Raw genomic sequence first — 18736 nt, forward strand, 5'->3', positions numbered from 1 at the left:
TAACAAGGAGTCGTTATGACGCCCGATGTGTTATTTGAATCGCTATGGCAAGATTACATTCAACGTCTTTGCCCTTCGGCTGCTAAAGTGCATCAGCTGCTTCAAGAAGATGAGCCTCTGATTAATGATCATATAGCTTTACGTACCTTCAATATCGCGCCTCTTGGTATTGAAACTCTAGCTAAGCCATTTGTAGCTATTGGTTACAAGGCGTGTGGTGATTACGTTTTCGAAAGCAAAAAGCTGGTTGCTAAGCACTATGAGCACCCAGATCCGAAGCAACCTAAAGTATTTATTAGTGAGCTAAAAGTTGAAGAGTGCTCTCCTGAGCTACAAGAGATTGTGAAAAATTTGGTGGCACAAGTCGATGCTGACAAGCTGAACGATAGCGCATTCTTACATGGTGGACGCTTGTGGGATTTAAGCTTTGCTGATTACCAAACGTTGGCTAAAGAAAGTGAGTACGCATCTTGGCTTGCGGCGCATGGTTACGGAGCAAACCACTTCACGGTGAGCGTTAACCAGCTCAATGAATATGAAGAAGTGAAGCAGGTAAACGATCATCTGCGTACCGCTGGGTTTACCATTAATGAAAATGGTGGTGAAGTGAAGGGCACTCCTGAGGTGTTGCTAGAGCAGTCATCGACCATGGCAGATAAAGTAGCGGTTCGTTTTAGCGAAGGCACTGAAATTATCCCTGGCGGGTTTTATGAATTTGCTAAGCGCTATCCGATGGAAAATGGTGATTTGTACCCAGGTTTCGTGGCCGCTTCAGCTGACAAAATCTTTGAAAGTACGAATGGCTAAGTTTTAGGGTTAACCTGTTAACCTGTTAACCTGTTAAGCTTACTCATTAGTGTTCGCTGTACCCTATCTCATTTGGTCATGAGCAAATAAAAAGCCACCAATGTTGCCATTGGTGGCTTTTATAATTTTGTTCGTGTCACTCTAGTTCGAGATTAACGAGTCCCGTAAACAACGATAGTTTTACCGTGCGCAGAAATTAGGTTCTGCTCTTCTAGCATCTTCAAGATACGACCTACTGTCTCACGAGAACAGCCAACGATTTGACCGATTTCTTGACGAGTGATCTTGATTTGCATGCCGTCTGGGTGAGTCATTGCGTCTGGTTGTTTTGCAAGGTTCAGAAGCGTCTGAGCGATACGACCAGTTACGTCTAGGAACGCCAGGTCACCCACTTTTTGGCTAGTTACTTGTAGACGACGAGCCATCTGCGCAGAAAGACGCATTAGGATGTCTGGGTTTACTTGGATAAGCTGACGGAACTTCTTGAAAGAAATTTCAGCAACTTCACAAGGAGATTTAGCACGAACCCAAGCTGTGCGCTCTTGGTCTTCCTCGAATAGACCAAGTTCACCAATAAAGTCTCCTTGGTTTAGGTAAGAAAGGATCATCTCCTTACCTTCTTCGTCTTTGATAAGAACCGCAACAGAACCTTTAACGATGTAGTACAAAGTTTCTGCCTTTTCGCCCGCGTGAATTAGCGTGCTCTTTGAAGGGTACTTATGAATATGACAGTGTGAAAGAAACCACTCTAATGTTGGGTCGGTTTGAGGTTTACCTAGAACCATAATATCTCACTTCCTCTGCAGGGTACGCTTGCGCTATCCATATTTTAGCTAAGCCTGAATTAGGCCTACTAGAATAAGAGCACTTTTTATATGCTGCAAGCTCTCTTGTGTTTCGGTAAGAAATAGTATCCTTTTTCGAAAACGATTTCTTGATTTTAATCGTGCCATGATTGAGATTTTGTAAGCAAAACTGTGCACATGATCACGGTATGAAAAGTAAACATCTTCGCAGGCAGGTTTTTAGCCAATTTTCCCTGTTTCGATGAGCTGTTGTAGGATAGGCCGAACTATGAGCTCCATTGCAAAGCTCATCTTACCGCCGGGTACGACAATCGTGTTGTGGCGTGACATGAATGAGCCATCAATCATGGCCAGCAGATATGGGAAGTCGACATTCTTGATACCGCGTAGGCGAATCACCACAAAACTCTCATCCAAACTAGGGATGCCTTTTGCATTAAGTGGGTTGGAAGTATCAACGGTCGGTACGCGCTGGAAGTTGATGTGAGTACGAGAAAACTGCGGAGTGATATAGTTGAGGTAATCGTCCATGGATCGCACGATTGAGTCCATTACCGCTTCACGCGAATGGCCGCGATCGCGAGTGTCACGTACGAATTTTTGGATCCACTCTAAGTTCACAATCGGCACCATGCCAATTAAGAAATCCACATGTTGAGCAACATTAACCTCGCCATCGACCACGCCACCATGTAACCCTTCATAAAACAGCACGTCGCTGTTTTCGGGTAAGTCTTGCCACGGTGTAAACGTGCCTGGCATTTGATTGTAGGGAACCGCTTCGTCAAACGTGTGCAGATAACGGCGCACGCTGCCAGTGCCGTCATGCCCGAACTTACGGAAAAACTCTTCTAATCCCGGGAAGTCATTAGCTTGTGGGCCAAAGTAGCTAATGTGTCGACCTTGCTCGCGGGCTTTGCGAATTTCGATGTCCATTTCTGGGCGAGTAAAGCGATGGAAGCTATCGCCTTCAACCCATGCGGGTTTAACGTTCATCATATTGAACATTTTACGGAAGGCTTCAGATGTAGTGGTCGTGCCGGCACCGGACGAACCAGTAACCGCAATAATTGGGTGTTTAGCTGACATGACAAACCTTGTCGAAAATTACTTACCTGTAATGTGCAGTAGAGTTACTACTGCACGGTCGATATCCCACTATAGCACGTAACAATACCTTGTCATCGAGTGGGATACGGTAAAATGTGAAGGGTCTAAAATTTTGTTTTATGTTGAATATCGACGGTTTCGTGTAGCTCAGAGAACACGATAACCGCTTCACCTTTTTCCAATTGAGCTTTAACTTGATCAATTTTGTCTTGCAAAGAAACCTCGACGGTTCCGTAATCCGTTCCTTCGCGTAAGACGAATTCACGAATTAAGTTTTCCAATGTTTCCGGCGCAATGTCTTGCCATGGAATGATCATAAATACCTCTAACTTTTATGATGAGCGGCTAGTTTACTGCGTTCGTTGCTTGGATACAGCAGAAAGGTAATCTGCGGCGATACTTTCGTAATACGCGGGCAGCGCTTCCTCCAACCAAAACTTAGGTTTTAACGCCGTTCCTGTTAGGAAGCCAACATGGCCACCGTGTTCAAAGAGACGGTAATCAATGTTATCTGGCAGAACAAACTTCGGGATCACATCGTCGGTCATGAATGGATCGTCTTTGGCGTGAATGATCAGTGTCGGTAGCGTGATCTGTTGTAATTTACTTAAGCCTGAACATTGATCGTAATAATCTTGTGCGTCTTTAAAGCCATGCAATGGTGCGGTGATCAAATCATCGAATTCATACAGCCGTGTGACACGTTTTATTGAGTTGTAGGACAGCGCAAGCTCGCCGTGCAGTAGATGATGCTTTTGTAACGCGTTACGTTTCAGTGAAGAAAGCAGGTAACGGCGATACACTTTCGAAAAGCCTTGTTCAATACGGTTTGCACACGCCGCTAGGTCTAAAGGCGCTGAGATAATAGTCGCTGCATTCAAAATAGGGTGGTCTTTATATTGGGCTAAATAATTCGCCAACATGTTACCGCCAAGAGAAATACCAACTGCAACTTTGGGATTATCAGGAAAACGTTGTTCAAGGTGCTCTAGGAAGTAACGAGCATCCGTCACTTCTCCCGAGTGATAAGCTCGTGCTTTTTTGTTTGGTTTACCGCTGCAGCCACGAAAATGCATCATCACCGACAGCCATCCAGATTGAGCAAATGCATTCATTAGCCCATTGGCATAAGGGCTATAGAAGCACCCCTCTAACCCATGAAATAAAACAAAAATCGGCTTTTTTTGTGCAGGCTCTTGGGTTGGGTCCTCGCTCCACGCGAGATCGAGAAAGTCGCCATCGGATGTATCGAGGGTTTGCCAAATCGGCGTAAATAACGCTTTTTTGCGAATAAAACGCGGCAAAAGCGTTTGGAGATGCGGGTTTTTGATCCCGGCGGCTGCGAAAAATTGTGTCATACCTAACTGCTCTTATGCGGTCCTTCGGTGTCCGTTGAAGAACTTATTAATATAATCCTTTATAAAGATTATAGGTATTCTACAGATTTATGGGCGTTTTGGTGGTTGAATGTTTGGCACCGGAATAGCAAAGGCTTGCTGCAAATGCTCCCCACCGAGTTGACGACAGTATCTCAACGTCAGTGGGTCACCATCATTTTTGAGTAGTGCAAGTGAGTTAATGCAGTTCACCAAATCCGCTTGTTGCTGCTTTTCTAGTTGCAGCTCAAACTGCAAGGTCTCACGATACAAAGCGTCATTGACTTGAGACTTAAGGTGGCGACGAAGGTCGCGAAAGGAGTGAAGTAAAGTTTCGCTTCTACCTAGACAGTCTTGCACCAAGGGCCAGTCTTTTTCTTGGAAAATGAGTTGCTGCTCATCGAGCCATCTGAGCAGCAGGAGTAGGTTCACGTTACCGTGGTAGTTGTTTTGCAATGATAAGCACGCCTCTTTCACTTCTCGCACACCATAAAACTGCAGACTAAACTGCCAAAGGTGTTCTAGGGTGAGTGTGTATTCAGCGTGTTGATTACTCATTGATTAAACTCTAGCTCCATCTGCTCCAACGTTTCTTGAGCAGACATCCATTCCATTTCAATTTCTTCGAGCTCAGCCTTACTAGAAGCTTGAAGTGCCAGCACTTGGTTAAGTTTAGCTTTATTTTCGGCCGCATACAGTGAGTTGTCCGCCAATTGTTCTTCAGCTTCGGCCAGTGCAGCACCTAACTTATCCATTTTATTTTCTAGTTGTGTCAGCGTTTTGCGAATTGGCGCTGTCTGTTTTCGAAACTCTGCATCGCGACGTTTTTGCTCTTTTTTCGCTGCCGCGCTGTTGGCGCTATCTTTGGCTGGCTGTGCGGCTTGTGCTTCTTTGCGTTCCGCTCTTTGTTGTTCGGTTAACCACTTGTAATAGTCATTTAAGTCACCGTCGAACGGAGCAACTTGTCTATCATGCACTAAATACAAGTCATCGGTCGTAGCGCGCAGTAAATAGCGGTCGTGCGAAACAATCACCATCGCACCTTCGAACGTTTGCAGTGCCATCGTAAGTGCTTGGCGCATGTCCAAGTCTAAGTGGTTGGTCGGTTCATCAAGTAGCAACAGGTTTGGCTTTTGCCACACAATTAAAGCCAATACCAAACGGGCTTTTTCGCCACCAGAAAACGGCGCAACTTTTTCTAGTGCTTTGTCACCTTGGAAGCCAAAGCTACCTAGGTAATCACGTAGCTGCTGTTCGGTTTGATCGGGTGCGATTTGCATCATGTGTTGCAGCGGCGTTTCTTCAGGATGAAGCGTTTCTAACTGGTGCTGAGCGAAGTAACCAATTTTCACGCCTTGTGAGTAAGTTAGGTCACCACCTTGCGCGTTAAGTTCACCAGAGAGCAGCTTGATTAAGGTCGATTTACCCGCACCATTACGGCCGAGTAGACCAATACGACTGCCAGGAACCAAGTTCAAGCGGATCTTCTCTAAGATGAGGTTGTCACCGTAACCTGCAGATACTTCATCCATCATCATGATTGGGTTTGGCAGCGCAGCTGGCTCACGGAATTGGAAGCTAAATGGGTTATCGAATTGAGCTGGTAACACTTTCTCCATGCGCTCCAAAGCTTTAATACGGCTTTGAGCCTGGCGTGCTTTTGATGCTTTGTAACGGAAGCGGTCGATGTAGCTTTGCATGTGCGACATCTGCTTCTGTTGCTTTTCAAACATCGCTTGTTGTAACACCATCTTTTGTGCGCGTTGGTTTTCGAATGACGAGTAGTTACCCGTGTATTCGTTCAGCTGCTGATTCTCGATGTGAATGATGCGACCAACAATTGGATCAAGGAAGTCTCGGTCGTGCGAGATCAGAATCAGCGTGTCAGGGTAGTTTTGTAGCCAACGCTCTAACCACATTACCGCGTCCAAATCCAAGTGGTTGGTTGGCTCATCGAGTAGCAATAAGTCAGAACGACACAATAGCGCTTGAGCCAAGTTAAGACGCATACGCCAACCACCCGAGAATTGGGTCAAACTCCAACTCATTTGCTCTTGGCTGAACCCTAAACCATCGAGCAGTTCTGCCGCGCGAGCGCGAATGCTGTAACCACCAATGGTTTCAATTTTACCGTGTATCTCGGCAACTAGGGTTCCGTTGTCTTGTGTTTCTGCTTCAGCTAACTGCTTTTCGAGAGCGCGGTATTCGCGATCACCATCAATGACGTATTCCAGTGCAGTGCGCTCTAGCGCAGGCGTTTCCTGTGCGACCCAGGCCAACTCCCAATGTTGAGGTTGGCTAAATGAGCCTGCATCAATTGACAGTTCATCTTTCAGTAGGGCAAACAGCGTTGATTTACCGCAGCCGTTTTTGCCCACAAGACCGACTTTATCGCCAGGGTGAATAGTCGCAGAAGCTTGGTCTAAAAGAGGTTTACCGCCACGCAGTAACTGAATATCAGAGAAGGTAATCATAAAGTTTTCATTCACTTTGCGCAGTGCGCGTTGCTTGGTTACATAGCGAAGTGGTTTCAATCGTTTTTAAAGCCACTTGGGTATATATCTAGCGGTGAATAGTAGGGGTATTGACCGGAAAAGTCGATTGATTCGCTTTAATTGCATTATGCTGTACAAAAAAGTATAACAATTTGATAACGGATAAAAATAACCACAAGGACGACCATTTGGCTGTTGCACCGTCTATTCTCCCAAAAGTTCTGGTCATTTATGCTCATCCAGAGCCACATAACTCGATTGCCAATCAAGTGATGATAAAAAAAGCTCAGTCGCTTGATCATGTTACTGTGCACGATCTTTACGGTGTTTACCCCGATTTCTTTATTGATGTGAATTACGAACATGAGTTGTTGCTCGCTCACGATGTGATCGTATTTCACCACCCACTTTATATGTATTCATGTCCAGCCCTATTAAAAGAGTGGCTAGACCGAGTGTTAGGTAAAGGCTTTGCGTTTGGCGGAGGTGCGGCTCTAGAAGGAAAATACTGGCGCAGTGTCATTACAACAGGTGGTAAAGAAGAAGCCTTCAGCGCGAAGGGGTACAACAAATACCCACTTGAGCAAATCTTGCAACCGTTTGAACTGACGGCAGCCCTATGCCAAATGCACTGGATTGAACCTCTGGTGTTGTATTGGTCAAGAAATGTTTCGGATATTGAACGCTACGAACATGCCGAGTTATACCGTGGATGGCTGAGTAACCCACTTGAAAACTGGCAAGCGGCAGATCGAGGAGGTCAGTATGGCGATCACTAGTGAGTTTCTTCAAAGCAGTGTGGTCTTTCTTTCGGCTGCGGTTATTGCGGTGCCGATTGCTCAGCGCCTTGGGCTTGGCTCGGTTTTAGGTTATTTACTTGCTGGTGTGTTGATTGGCCCATGGGGGCTTGGCTTAATTAGCGACGTTGATGCCATTTTGCATTTTGCCGAGCTTGGGGTTGTGTTGTTACTGTTTTTGATAGGGCTGGAATTAAACCCTAAAAAATTGTGGCAGATGCGAGGGCCGATTTTAGGTTTAGGCGGTGCGCAGGTTGTGGTCACGACCGCCGTGATTGGTAGTGTCGTCAGTATGTTTGGCGTAAGCATGCAAGTGAGTTTAGTGATCGGGATGGGGTTGGCGCTGTCCTCGACGGCGATTGCGCTTAAAGTCATTGAAGAGCAAGGGCTTAATGGTACCGAAACGGGGCAATCTGGTTTTGCGGTGCTGCTCTTTCAAGATATTGCAGTGATCCCGATGCTGGCGATGTTGCCCTTGCTAGCAGGCGGGCATAGTGGTGGAAGTTGGTTGGATGTCTTCACTATTTTAGGCAATGTGGTAGCACTGTTGATTGGTGGTCACTTTTTACTACGTCCGCTATTTCGTTTTGTCGTGATGAGCGGCGTTCGTGAACTCTTTACCGTTGCTGCACTTTTAGTTGTGCTTGGCATTTCGGTCGTGATGCAAAAGCTCGGTCTTTCGATGGCATTGGGGACTTTTTTAGCAGGCGTTTTGCTGGCAGAGAGTGAGTATCGCCATGAGCTGGAAATCGCTATCGAGCCATTTAAAGGTCTGTTGTTGGGGTTATTCTTTATTGCGGTGGGCATGGCGGTAAACTTGGGGTTATTGGCATTACACCCTTTAGAGATTCTCGGTGCGGTGGTGGCTTTGGTCGTAGTTAAGGGTTTGGTTTTGTATGCATTGGCGAGAGCTGCCCGTGTCGGAGCCAAAGCGAGAAGCCGTATGGCTGCAATTTTGAGCCAAGGCGGTGAGTTTGCCTTTGTCATATTTACCGCGGCGAGCCAAGAGGGCATTTTGTCCAAAGAGCAAGTGGCGTTTCTGTTGGTGGTGGTCAGTCTATCCATGGTGACGACTCCTCTTTTGCTGATGGGACAAAAGAAGTGGTTTGCTCATACCCTGAATCAAGAAGAAGAGGGCATGACCACGAAAGTCGTGGATCGCCGACCACGCGTTATCATTGCAGGCTTTGGACGTTTCGGTCAGATCGTCGGACGTTTAATGTATGCCAATAAAATCAAAGTGACAGTATTAGAAAGTGATGCCAGCCAAATCCACCTATTACGTAAGTATGGTTACAAAGTGTTTTATGGCGATGCTACACAAATTGACCTATTGAGGGCTGCTGGCGCTGATAAAGCGGAAGCATTGGTTATTTGTACTGATTCACCTGATGAGGTGATGGCCATCGTGGACATTTGTCGCGTGCACTTCCCGAAACTTAAGTTGTTAGCCCGAGCAAGAAGCCGTGTCGAGGCTTACCAGTTAATGAGTCATGGTGTAGAGAATTACTCTCGTGAAACATTTCTAGGGGCACTAGATCTCGGTCGCCAAGCGCTCGTAGAACTGGGTATGCATCCTTATCAAGCAAAGCGGGCAGAAGCACATTTTCGCAAGTTAGATAATGCTATGCTTAAGGACTTATTGCCTCAACACAATGAAGATAAGAAATTAGCTCAAAGAGCGAAAGAGGCACGCAAAGAGCTAGAAGAAATATTTGGTCGTGAGATGGAGAGCGACCATCAGTCACCTAATCATTGGAAGTAGTACTTGAGCCAAGACTCAAGCTAAGGAAATAGCGTGAAAATCAAGAAACGTTTTATTGCCGGCGCTAGCTGCCCAAACTGCAGCCAGCAAGATACCCTGCGCTGGTGGATTGAAAATAACATCGAATTAGTTGAGTGTGTCGAGTGTGAGTTTACAGAGCAGCGCAAACCACAATCTGTAGAGAAAAATAAACACTCAGATCAGGAAATGATCGGAATTTTTAAGCCGGAATAATTGAACTTCGATAATTGATCCCCATAATACACCCAGATATCTCAGTACTTAACCCCATTCAGGTTAAGTCAATTAATCTCCCTGGAGTTAGTATGAAAATTGAAAAGAACGTTGTTGCAAGCCTTGCATACAAAGTAATGATGGAAGACGGTGTCGTTGTTGATCAATCAACAGCTGAAGCACCTCTAGATTACCTTCACGGTCACAACAACCTAATCACAGGTCTTGAAAAAGAACTTGAAGGTAAAGTGGCTGGCGACAAGTTCTCAGTAACGGTAGCTCCTGAAGAAGCTTACGGTGAGCACAACGATGCGCTAGTACAGCGCGTTCCTGCGGACGTGTTCCAAGGCGTTGAGCAAATCGAAGTGGGCATGCGCTTCCTAGCTGACACTGACCAAGGTCCAATCCCTGTTGAAGTAACAGAAGTTGACGGCAACGAAGTGGTTGTTGACGGTAACCATATGTTAGCTGGTCAAACACTAACTTTCGAAGTAGAAGTTATGTCTACACGTGAAGCAACAGCAGAAGAGATCGAACACGGTCACATCCATCAAGGTGGTGGCTGTTGTGGTGGTCACGATCATGACCACGATCACGAAGAAGAAGGCGGCTGCTGTGGCGGCGGTAGCTGTGGTTCTCACTAATCATAAGCGCCTTCACTAGATAATCTAATCTAGCAAAGCTTTGAAAAGCGCAAGTTGAGTTTTCAACTTGCGCTTTTTGTTTATCTAAGGTGTAGTGCCAACCATACAAGGAATAACAGTTGGACAAAGTGATGACGAAACCTTTCTCGATTGCCATTCATGGTGGTGCGGGCACCATCTTGCGTGAACAGATGAGCGATGAGCTGCAACAATCCATCTTGGCGGATTTAGAAGCTGCGGTAAAAGCGGGACATCAAATTCTAGACACGGGCGGTGAAGCCTTAGATGCCGTCGTAGCGGCAGTGAAAGTATTGGAAGACTCTCCTAACTTTAATGCGGGTAAAGGCTCAGTGCTGACCAACAACGAAATGGTTGAAATGGACGCTTCTGTGATGGATGGGCGAAACCTTGCAGCAGGCGCGGTCGCTGGGGTTCGTCATATCAGAAACCCAATTGAGCTCGCTCGTGACGTGATGCGAAACAGCAATCATGTGCTGTTGGTGGGTGAGGGCGCAGAGAAGTTTGCTTTTGAGCAAGGCCATGAGTATACCGAGCAAGATTACTTCTTTACTGATCGCCGTTATAAGCAGTTGCTGTCTATGCGTGAGAAAGGACTGTTTGCTTTGTCGGAATCTCGTTACCCAGATGACCGTAAGCACGGTACGGTTGGTGCGGTAGCGTTAGATCAACAAGGCAACTTAGCCGCTGCCACCAGTACGGGTGGCGTGACGAATAAGAAATACAACCGAGTCGGAGATTCGGCTCTTATTGGTTGTGGTACGGTGGCCGAAAATGGCGTCGTGGCAGTTTCCACTACGGGTGTCGGCGAGTTCTTTATTCGTAAACGTGTTGCGGAAGACGTTGCAGCACGTATGCGTTACTTACAAGAAGATATTCATACGGCTTGTGAACACATTATCCAAGGTGATCTCAAACAGATGGGCGGAGAGGGCGGTTTGATTGCCATTGATGCTAAAGGTGAGATGCACTTTGCGATGAACAGTTCTGGCATGTACCGAGCAGGCATTAATACGCAAGGCGAGCTGAGCGTTAAAATCTACGCCGACGAATAGCTTCCTCTTGAGTGCCTTCTTAAGTAATTAATACAACAAAGCCCAGAACATGTTCTGGGCTTTATGCTATTTGAGCCTGCATTTTAATAATGCGGTGGTGGGGTTTCTTCTGACGGATCGGCTAAATTCGACGAGTCCATATTTTTTACTTTACCTACCACATATTTCATCTGATCGAGCATCTTGGTAATTTGCAGTTGTTGCTGCGATAAAGCGCCGTTCAGATCTTCAATAGTCTGTTCTTGGAACGCAAGCTGACATTCTAAGTCATTAATGCGTGCTTCCAATTGCTGAATGATTTTTTCTGTCATGATCCGTTCTCTAACTGCCAAGCTTGGGCAATACCTGCTGAAGTAGCAGTAATTACGCGTTGTTTTGAATCAAAGGCTGCATCATACACGACCGCACGGGGAGGGCGAGTGTCTTTTTTGGGCTCCACTTCAAATCCACTCATTCGTTTTCCGGTTTGAGTATCCCATATTGACACACGGCCAGAAGGGCTTCCTGTGACTAGTTGAGTCCCGTCGTCAGAAAATCGTGCGGTAGAGAAAATTAATTGGCGTGACCAACTGCTCAACTGTGTGACTTCTTGTCCAGTTTTTAAATCCCAAACAATCGCTTGGTTTCCGCCATCAGATGTCATTGCGAATTTTCCATCTCTTTGCAGGGCCACGCGAACAATTCGTTGTTCATGTTCGAAGGTTCGTAGTACTTGTCCGGTTTCGGTATCCCACAGATACGCTTTATAGTCATTACCTCCGGTTAGGGCGAAGCGCCCATTAGGAGAAATGGCCACGGAATTGACTTTTTCACGATGCGCAAGGAACTCCATGCGACGCCCGGTGACTAAGTTGACATAAATTGCTTTACCGTTGGATAACCCAAGCAGAACTTGTTCACCATTACTGGTGATATCAACGTCGCGAATGAGCGCATCAGAGATAGACCAAAGGCCTTCGGATTGCGTCCAGCCTAGGTCCCAAACTGCGAAGTTCATTTGGCTTGCTGTAATTGCGTAGCGACCATTGTCAGATATGCGGATATGGGAAACCACATTGGCATCGGCATCGAGTTCACCCAGGTTGGCTAGTTGTTCATTTTGCTCTAGGTCCCACAACATCAAATGACGTTGTTGAGAATAGAGCAGAGCAAACCGTCCATCTCTGCTAAGTGCGAAGCTCGTCGCACCTTGAGGTTCTATCGGCCAACGCTGCACTTCACGCTCGGCGAAAAAGCAACCATTTAACGTGGTGATGACAATTAAATATAGGAATAAATGAAAAATTCTTTGCATCACATCTAATAATCCGGTTTGTGTCTTAAGACATATAGCTAGTATATTGGTATAACGATTGTCTTCACTAGTCTCATAGAAGATTTGTGCACAACAACCAATGGCAGAGCCATTATTGGGAGAATTTAATGAAATCAGTTTTAAAAGTGTCGCTACTTGCTGCAACAGTTATGCTAGCGGTAGGTTGTCAGAAAGAAGAAACTAAAACAGAAACCGCACCTCAAGCAGAACAAGTTCAAGCAGAAACCGGTAAAGCGGTTCACTTTAAAACCGACGACGACAAAGCGGCATACGCAATCGGTGTTTCATTTGCTAACTACCTAAGCACAAGCATCGACAAGCCAAGCGAAATCGGCATTAATCTTAACAAAGATTTGGTACTAAAAGGTATCGAAGACGTCTTCAAAGGCAATGCTGAATTGAATGAAGAAGAAACACGTGCAGCACTAGAATCTCTAGACAAGCGTGTTGCAGAAAAGATGCAAGCACAAGCGGCTGAGAAAGCAGCTGAAGCGAAAAAAGCTGGCGATGATTTCCGAGCTGAGTTTGAGAAGCAAGAAGGCGTAGTGAAGACAGATACAGGTCTTCTATACCAAGTAATGACACCAGCTGAAGGTGAGAAGCCAAAAGACACTGATACGGTTCAAGTACACTACAAAGGTACTCTGATCGACGGTACTCAGTTCGACAGCTCATACGATCGTGGTGAACCTGCAACGTTCCCACTTAACCGTGTAATCCCAGGTTGGACAGAGGGTGTTCAGTTAATGCCTGTGGGTTCTAAATTCAAATTCGTTATCCCGCCAGAGCTAGCATACGGTGACCAAGACACACCAAGCATTCCTGCTAACTCAACGCTAGTATTTGAAGTTGAGCTGCTAAAAGTTGAGAGCGACAACGCAGAGCAATAACAATAAGCTGCGATAAGTTATTGAAAAAGGTCCGTTTAACGGGCCTTTTTTGTTCTAGGTCACTAGTTGGTGAGTTTGCTAGGTTGCTTTTCAAATTTTCTGATAAACTTACACCAATTTGTTGATTTTTCGCTCGAAGGCTTATGACAACTACAGAAACAATAAACGCGGAGATGTTGCTCGAAATGGAATCCGTTAACGTGATGCCGTTTACCGAGCACGACAAAATCATTTTAAGATCTTATGAGGCGGTCGTGGATGGTATCGCCAGCCTGATAGGTCCATTTTGTGAAATCGTTCTTCACTCTCTAGAAGACTTAAATACCTCTGCAATTAAAATCGCTAACGGTGAAAACACGGGGCGCCAAGTCGGCTCACCAATCACCGATTTAGCGCTTAAGATGCTAAAAGACATCGAAGGCTCGGAGCGCAACTTCTCACGTTCGTACTTTACCCGTGCAAAAGGTGGCGTGTTGATGAAGTCGATTACTGTCGCCATTCGTAATGGCGAAAATCGCGTGATTGGTTTGTTGTGTATCAACGTCAACTTGGATGCGCCTTTCTCGCAAGTCCTTCAGTCTTTCATGCCGACGCAAGAAGCGAAAGAAGCGGCTTCCTCGGTCAACTTTGCTAGTGATGTAGAAGAGCTGGTGGACCAAACTGTTGAACGCACCATCGAAGAGATCAATGCGGATAAGTCCGTGTCTAACAACACCAAAAATCGCCAGATCGTGATGGAGTTGTACGACAAAGGTATCTTCGATATTAAAGATGCCATCAACCGTGTCGCGGATCGCCTTAATATTTCAAAACACACCGTTTACTTGTACATTCGTCAACGTAAAACCGAGGATGATGAAAGGTGAGCAAACTGACTTACACGTTAGTGGTGAATGGTCCCGTTTATGGCAGCCAGTCAGCGCGCAGTGCTTATCAGTTCGCCAAAGCGGTGATAGAGCAAGGCCATCAGCTAGTGAGCGTCTTCTTTTATCAAGATGGTGTGACTAATGGTACTGCTTTGAGTGTGCCAGCCAACGATGAGTTTGATCTCAATAAGGCGTGGCAGTTTTTGGCTAAAGAGCATGGTGTTCGCCTAGAAACTTGTGTCGCGGCCGCTTTGCGTCGCGGGATTGTAAGTGAAGAAGAAGCAAATCAACATGGTTTGGTACAGAACAATCTAGCCGATGGTTTTGAACAAGCAGGCTTAGGTAGCCTAGCTGAAGCGATGTTAACCCAAGACAGAGTGGTACAGTTTTGAGTCAGTTAACTTATCTATTTCGTAGTGCGCCACATGGCAGTGCAGCTGGTCGTGAAGGTGTGGATGCACTGTTAGCCGCGTCGGCTTACTGTGAAGATATCAGCGTCATTTTCATGGGTGACGGGGTATACCAGCTTCTACTCGGGCAAGACCCCAACAATATTTTGAGTAAAGATTACGCGCCGATGTTAAAGCTTTTCGATTTATACGACATCGAACAAGTCTTTGTGTGTTCAGAGTCGTTAACCCAGCGAGGTTTGGCGCAAGCGGATTTAGTCATTGAAGCCCAAGCGTTAAGCTCAGAACAGCTCAAAGATAAGTTACAACACGCTGGCAAGCTACTGTCTTTTTGAGGAAGTTATGTTACACATCATAAAAACAGTCTCTGCTCTAGAAGACGCTATGCCTTTATGCAGTGAACAGGATGACATCTTACTTATAGAAGATGCAGTGTACGCTGCTAACTCGCAACATAAAGCACTTTCCCATCTAAAAAACCGCAGCGTATTTGTGTTAGAGAGCGATGCACAAGCTCGCGGTATTGCAAATCGTATTAGTCCATCGCTGACGATTGTGAATTATTCAGGCTTCGTTGAACTAACAGCAAAACAGGATAAATCCCTAACTTGGGATTGAACAAGATTTGCTGTCGACAAAGCTTTACGGATGAATTGTTCTAATTGAACAAAAAAGATCCGTATATTTCTTGACACACCTCTCACTGCTGCATAGAATTTTGCGTCCCTAACTGCATTGGCAGTTGGGGATAGATTTTTCACAAAGCTTACTTTCAAGTAAATCAGGAGCTAGTTAATGGCAACTATTAACCAGTTGGTACGTAAGCCACGTGCAAAGCAAGTTGTTAAAAGCAACGTGCCTGCACTAGAAGCGTGCCCACAAAAACGTGGTGTATGTACTCGTGTTTACACTACTACACCTAAAAAACCTAACTCAGCACTTCGTAAAGTTTGTCGTGTACGTCTGACAAACGGCTTCGAAGTTACATCGTACATCGGCGGTGAAGGTCACAACCTTCAAGAGCACTCAGTTGTTCTAATCCGTGGTGGTCGTGTTAAAGACCTTCCAGGTGTGCGTTACCACACTGTTCGCGGCGCACTAGACTGTGCTGGCGTAAATGACCGTAAACAAGGTCGTTCTAAGTACGGTGTGAAGCGTCCTAAGTCTTAATGGATTCCGTTAAGTAAGGCCAAACACTAAATTATTTTTAATTTTTTGAAAAAACTGAAAAGTTTTGGATAAAACCTGAAGAAGACAACGGAGATAAATCCATGCCACGTCGTCGCGTCATTGGTCAGCGTAAGATCCTTCCAGATCCAAAATTCAAATCTGAATTGCTGGCAAAATTCGTTAACATCCTAATGGTTGACGGTAAAAAATCTACTGCAGAGAAAATCGTTTACACTGCACTAGATGCTATGGCTGAAAAGTCTGGTAAAGACCACTTAGCTATTTTTGAAGAAGCTCTTGAAAACGTTCGCCCAGCGGTAGAGGTTAAATCTCGCCGTGTTGGTGGTTCAACTTACCAAGTACCTGTAGAAGTACGTCCGGTTCGCCGTAACGCACTTGCTATGCGTTGGTTGGTTGAAGCTGCGCGCAAGCGTGGTGAAAAATCTATGGCTCAACGCCTAGCTGCTGAAATGCTAGACGCGTCTGAGAACAAAGGTACTGCGGTTAAGAAACGTGAAGACGTTCACCGCATGGCTGACGCAAACAAAGCGTTCGCTCATTACCGTTGGTAATACCTTCTGTGCTGCGAGGTTCTCTCGCAGCACTTTTCTATACTCTAAGGTACACCTTAGTAAGAGGATACAATCGTGGCTCGTAAAACTCCTATTGAGCTATACCGTAATATCGGTATCTGTGCTCACGTAGATGCAGGAAAAACAACCACAACTGAGCGTATTCTGTTCTACACTGGCCTTTCTCACAAAATCGGCGAAGTTCACGATGGTGCAGCAACCATGGACTGGATGGAGCAGGAGCAGGAGCGTGGTATCACTATCACATCCGCTGCGACTACTACATTCTGGCGTGGTATGGAAGCACAGTTCCCTGAGCATCGCGTAAACATCATTGATACCCCTGGACACGTTGACTTTACTATCGAAGTAGAGCGTTCTCTTCGTGTACTTGATGGTGCTGTGGTTGTGTTCTGTGGCTCATCTGGTGTTGAACCTCAGTCTGAAACTGTATGGCGTCAAGCAGACAAATACCACGTTCCACGTTTGGTATTTGTAAACAAGATGGACCGTGCGGGCGCAGACTTCCTACGCGTTGTGAACCAAATTAAGAATCGTCTTGGTGCGACTCCTGTTCCAATCCAGCTGAACGTTGGTGCGGAAGATGAGTTCAGAGGTGTCATCGACCTTATCAAGATGAAAATGATCAACTGGAATGATGCCGATCAAGGCACTTCGTTTACTTACGAAGACATCCCAGCTGACATGATTGAACTTGCTGAAGAGTGGCGCAACCACATGGTTGAATCCGCTGCTGAAGCTAGCGAAGAGCTGATGGACAAGTACCTTGAAGAAGGTGAATTGACTGAAGCTGAGCTCAAACAAGCTCTACGTACTCGCACACTAAATAACGAAATCGTACTGGCTACTTGTGGTAGTGCGTTTAAGAACAAAGGTGTTCAAGCGGTACTGGATGCAGTAGTTGAGTTCTTGCCATCGCCTGTTGACGTACCTGCAATTAAAGGTGTCGACGAAAGAGAAAATGAAGTTGAGCGTCATGCTGACGACAACGAACCTTTCTCAGCGCTAGCGTTTAAGATTGCGACTGACCCATTCGTGGGCACGCTAACTTTCATGCGTGTTTACTCCGGTGTTGTAAACTCGGGTGACGCTGTTTACAACTCAGTAAAAGAGAAGAAAGAGCGTTTCGGTCGTATCGTTCAGATGCATGCGAATAAGCGTGAAGAAGTGAAAGAAGTTCGCGCTGGTGATATTGCAGCTGCTATCGGTCTGAAAGACGTAACAACAGGTGACACACTGTGTGATCAGAACCACAAAGTGATTCTAGAGCGCATGGAGTTCCCTGAACCAGTTATTCAGATTGCTGTAGAGCCTCGTTCTAAGGCAGACCAAGAGAAAATGGCTATCGCGCTAGGTAAACTAGCAGCGGAAGATCCATCATTCCGCGTGGAAACGGACGACGAATCAGGTCAGACTCTGATCTCAGGTATGGGTGAACTTCACCTAGACATTATCGTTGATCGTATGAAGCGTGAATTCAGCGTTGATTGTAACGTTGGTAAACCTCAGGTTGCTTACCGTGAAACCATTCGTGGTAAAGCGGAAGTTGAAGGTAAGTTTGTTCGTCAATCAGGTGGTCGTGGTCAATACGGTCATGTTTGGGTCAAACTTGAGCCTTCAGAGCCTGGTGAAGGTTTCGTATTCGTAGACGAAATCGTGGGCGGTGTGATTCCTAAGGAATACATCAGTTCGGTATCGAAAGGTATCGAAGAGCAAATGAATAGTGGTGTTCTAGCGGGTTACCCTGTACTAGATATTAAAGCTACACTATTTGATGGTTCTTACCACGATGTAGACTCAAGCGAGATGGCGTTTAAGATCGCTGGCTCGATGGCATTCAAGAAAGGTGCACTAGAAGCACAACCTGTGATTCTAGAACCTATGATGAATGTCGAAGTAACCACTCCGGAAGACTGGATGGGTGACGTTGTTGGTGACCTAAACCGTCGTCGCGGTATCATTGAAGGCATGGACGAAGGTGTGGCTGGTCTTAAGATCATCCGTGCTCAAGTACCACTATCCGAAATGTTCGGTTACGCAACTGATCTACGTTCTGCAACTCAAGGCCGTGCGTCTTACTCTATGGAGTTTCACGAGTACGCTGAAGTGCCGAAAAACTTCGCAGATAAAATTATTGCAGAGCGTGGTTACTAATTGACGATTGAACTGCAAAAAGTTTACGACTTTTTGCGAGATCAGGGCGTCCAAATATTGCGCTAACGGGCGTTGGCGCATAAAATAACAATTTCTGGCGCGTCGTCGATCAATAATGATCACGACGAATCATAACTAGGAAGGAACACGATCGTGTCTAAAGAAAAATTTGAACGTACGAAACCGCACGTTAACGTTGGTACTATCGGCCACGTTGACCACGGTAAAACA

The 18736-nt window shown here is 45.8% G+C and carries 22 protein-coding genes; 14 read left to right on the plus strand and 8 right to left on the minus strand.

Features of this window, described 5'->3' with window-relative positions:
- Nucleotides 1-15: 15 nt before the first annotated feature.
- The gene (locus R7H07_RS23095) at nucleotides 16-807 is read left to right on the plus strand and encodes a DUF1338 domain-containing protein (protein ID WP_042523639.1); all 792 of its coding nucleotides are present in this window, start codon (nucleotides 16-18) and stop codon (nucleotides 805-807) included.
- Between the two features lie 152 nt (nucleotides 808-959).
- Here the strand turns inward: R7H07_RS23095 and crp are convergent, their stop codons facing one another.
- The 6 genes from crp to R7H07_RS23125 form a co-directional block, all read right to left on the minus strand.
- Nucleotides 960-1592 carry a cAMP-activated global transcriptional regulator CRP gene (crp, locus tag R7H07_RS23100; protein ID WP_005381432.1) on the minus strand — a complete coding sequence of 211 codons (633 nt, stop codon included), beginning with the start codon at nucleotides 1590-1592 and terminating at the stop codon, nucleotides 960-962.
- A gap of 240 nt (nucleotides 1593-1832) precedes the next feature.
- A complete protein-coding gene (locus tag R7H07_RS23105) occupies nucleotides 1833-2702 on the minus strand; it encodes a phosphoribulokinase (protein ID WP_086047074.1) in 870 nt (289 codons plus the stop codon).
- Between the two features lie 125 nt (nucleotides 2703-2827).
- Complete coding sequence (locus tag R7H07_RS23110) at nucleotides 2828-3040, minus strand: YheU family protein (RefSeq protein ID WP_005382815.1); 213 nt, start codon at nucleotides 3038-3040, stop codon at nucleotides 2828-2830.
- Between the two features lie 33 nt (nucleotides 3041-3073).
- Nucleotides 3074-4081, minus strand: coding sequence for a hydrolase (locus R7H07_RS23115; RefSeq protein ID WP_033907159.1), 1008 nt, complete (start codon nucleotides 4079-4081; stop codon nucleotides 3074-3076).
- 87 nt (nucleotides 4082-4168) lie between these two features.
- On the minus strand, nucleotides 4169-4657 hold the full coding sequence (locus tag R7H07_RS23120) for a TIGR02444 family protein (protein WP_065274923.1): 489 nt from the start codon (nucleotides 4655-4657) through the stop codon (nucleotides 4169-4171).
- Nucleotides 4654-6573, minus strand: a complete 1920-nt coding sequence (locus R7H07_RS23125) for an ABC transporter ATP-binding protein (protein ID WP_206960048.1) — start codon at nucleotides 6571-6573, stop codon at nucleotides 4654-4656. Before R7H07_RS23125 ends, R7H07_RS23120 begins: the two co-directional genes overlap by 4 nt.
- A gap of 209 nt (nucleotides 6574-6782) precedes the next feature.
- On the opposite strand from R7H07_RS23125, the gene kefG reads away from it, so the two are divergent.
- The 5 genes from kefG to R7H07_RS23150 all read left to right on the plus strand — a co-directional run bounded on the left by kefG (nucleotide 6783) and on the right by R7H07_RS23150 (nucleotide 11107).
- The gene (gene kefG, locus R7H07_RS23130; protein WP_136977023.1) at nucleotides 6783-7373 is read left to right on the plus strand and encodes a glutathione-regulated potassium-efflux system ancillary protein KefG; all 591 of its coding nucleotides are present in this window, start codon (nucleotides 6783-6785) and stop codon (nucleotides 7371-7373) included.
- The gene (gene kefB / locus R7H07_RS23135) at nucleotides 7360-9156 is read left to right on the plus strand and encodes a glutathione-regulated potassium-efflux system protein KefB (protein WP_206960046.1); all 1797 of its coding nucleotides are present in this window, start codon (nucleotides 7360-7362) and stop codon (nucleotides 9154-9156) included. Before kefG ends, kefB begins: the two co-directional genes overlap by 14 nt.
- 33 nt (nucleotides 9157-9189) lie before the next feature.
- On the plus strand, nucleotides 9190-9390 hold the full coding sequence (locus R7H07_RS23140; RefSeq protein ID WP_005381449.1) for a YheV family putative zinc ribbon protein: 201 nt from the start codon (nucleotides 9190-9192) through the stop codon (nucleotides 9388-9390).
- A gap of 92 nt (nucleotides 9391-9482) precedes the next feature.
- Nucleotides 9483-10034 carry a peptidylprolyl isomerase gene (gene slyD / locus R7H07_RS23145; RefSeq protein ID WP_005381451.1) on the plus strand — a complete coding sequence of 184 codons (552 nt, stop codon included), beginning with the start codon at nucleotides 9483-9485 and terminating at the stop codon, nucleotides 10032-10034.
- 131 nt (nucleotides 10035-10165) lie between these two features.
- Complete coding sequence (locus tag R7H07_RS23150) at nucleotides 10166-11107, plus strand: isoaspartyl peptidase/L-asparaginase family protein (RefSeq protein ID WP_206960044.1); 942 nt, start codon at nucleotides 10166-10168, stop codon at nucleotides 11105-11107.
- A gap of 83 nt (nucleotides 11108-11190) precedes the next feature.
- Here R7H07_RS23150 and R7H07_RS23155 read toward each other — a convergent pair whose 3' ends face one another.
- Both R7H07_RS23155 and R7H07_RS23160 read right to left on the minus strand, forming a co-directional pair.
- The gene (locus R7H07_RS23155) at nucleotides 11191-11418 is read right to left on the minus strand and encodes a SlyX family protein (RefSeq protein ID WP_005381455.1); all 228 of its coding nucleotides are present in this window, start codon (nucleotides 11416-11418) and stop codon (nucleotides 11191-11193) included.
- A complete protein-coding gene (locus tag R7H07_RS23160; protein WP_085570110.1) occupies nucleotides 11415-12401 on the minus strand; it encodes a WD40 repeat domain-containing protein in 987 nt (328 codons plus the stop codon). The genes R7H07_RS23155 and R7H07_RS23160 overlap by 4 nt, the downstream gene beginning before the upstream one ends.
- A 128-nt stretch (nucleotides 12402-12529) precedes the next feature.
- Here R7H07_RS23160 and fkpA point away from each other — a divergent pair, with 128 nt between their 5' ends.
- From fkpA to fusA, 8 genes are all read left to right on the plus strand, one after another.
- Nucleotides 12530-13312 (plus strand): FKBP-type peptidyl-prolyl cis-trans isomerase, encoded by a 783-nt coding sequence (gene fkpA, locus R7H07_RS23165; protein ID WP_206960042.1) that lies wholly within the window; start codon nucleotides 12530-12532, stop codon nucleotides 13310-13312.
- 143 nt (nucleotides 13313-13455) lie between these two features.
- Nucleotides 13456-14178: a transcriptional regulator gene (locus tag R7H07_RS23170; protein WP_005382804.1), complete on the plus strand. Its 723-nt coding sequence runs from the start codon at nucleotides 13456-13458 to the stop codon at nucleotides 14176-14178.
- The gene (gene tusD / locus R7H07_RS23175; RefSeq protein WP_005382803.1) at nucleotides 14175-14570 is read left to right on the plus strand and encodes a sulfurtransferase complex subunit TusD; all 396 of its coding nucleotides are present in this window, start codon (nucleotides 14175-14177) and stop codon (nucleotides 14568-14570) included. The genes R7H07_RS23170 and tusD overlap by 4 nt, the downstream gene beginning before the upstream one ends.
- Complete coding sequence (tusC, locus tag R7H07_RS23180) at nucleotides 14567-14923, plus strand: sulfurtransferase complex subunit TusC (RefSeq protein WP_005382801.1); 357 nt, start codon at nucleotides 14567-14569, stop codon at nucleotides 14921-14923. Before tusD ends, tusC begins: the two co-directional genes overlap by 4 nt.
- A gap of 7 nt (nucleotides 14924-14930) precedes the next feature.
- Nucleotides 14931-15206 (plus strand): sulfurtransferase complex subunit TusB, encoded by a 276-nt coding sequence (gene tusB, locus R7H07_RS23185; RefSeq protein ID WP_054575286.1) that lies wholly within the window; start codon nucleotides 14931-14933, stop codon nucleotides 15204-15206.
- Nucleotides 15207-15383: 177 nt separating this feature from the next.
- Nucleotides 15384-15758 carry a 30S ribosomal protein S12 gene (gene rpsL / locus R7H07_RS23190; protein WP_004399892.1) on the plus strand — a complete coding sequence of 125 codons (375 nt, stop codon included), beginning with the start codon at nucleotides 15384-15386 and terminating at the stop codon, nucleotides 15756-15758.
- Between the two features lie 101 nt (nucleotides 15759-15859).
- Nucleotides 15860-16330 (plus strand): 30S ribosomal protein S7, encoded by a 471-nt coding sequence (gene rpsG, locus R7H07_RS23195; protein ID WP_005382796.1) that lies wholly within the window; start codon nucleotides 15860-15862, stop codon nucleotides 16328-16330.
- A 75-nt stretch (nucleotides 16331-16405) separates the two neighbouring features.
- Complete coding sequence (fusA, locus tag R7H07_RS23200; RefSeq protein WP_005382794.1) at nucleotides 16406-18505, plus strand: elongation factor G; 2100 nt, start codon at nucleotides 16406-16408, stop codon at nucleotides 18503-18505.
- The last annotated feature ends 231 nt before the right edge of the window (nucleotides 18506-18736 follow it).

The organism is Vibrio sp. Vb1127 (assembly GCF_033338735.1).
Taxonomy (GTDB): domain Bacteria; phylum Pseudomonadota; class Gammaproteobacteria; order Enterobacterales; family Vibrionaceae; genus Vibrio; species Vibrio alginolyticus.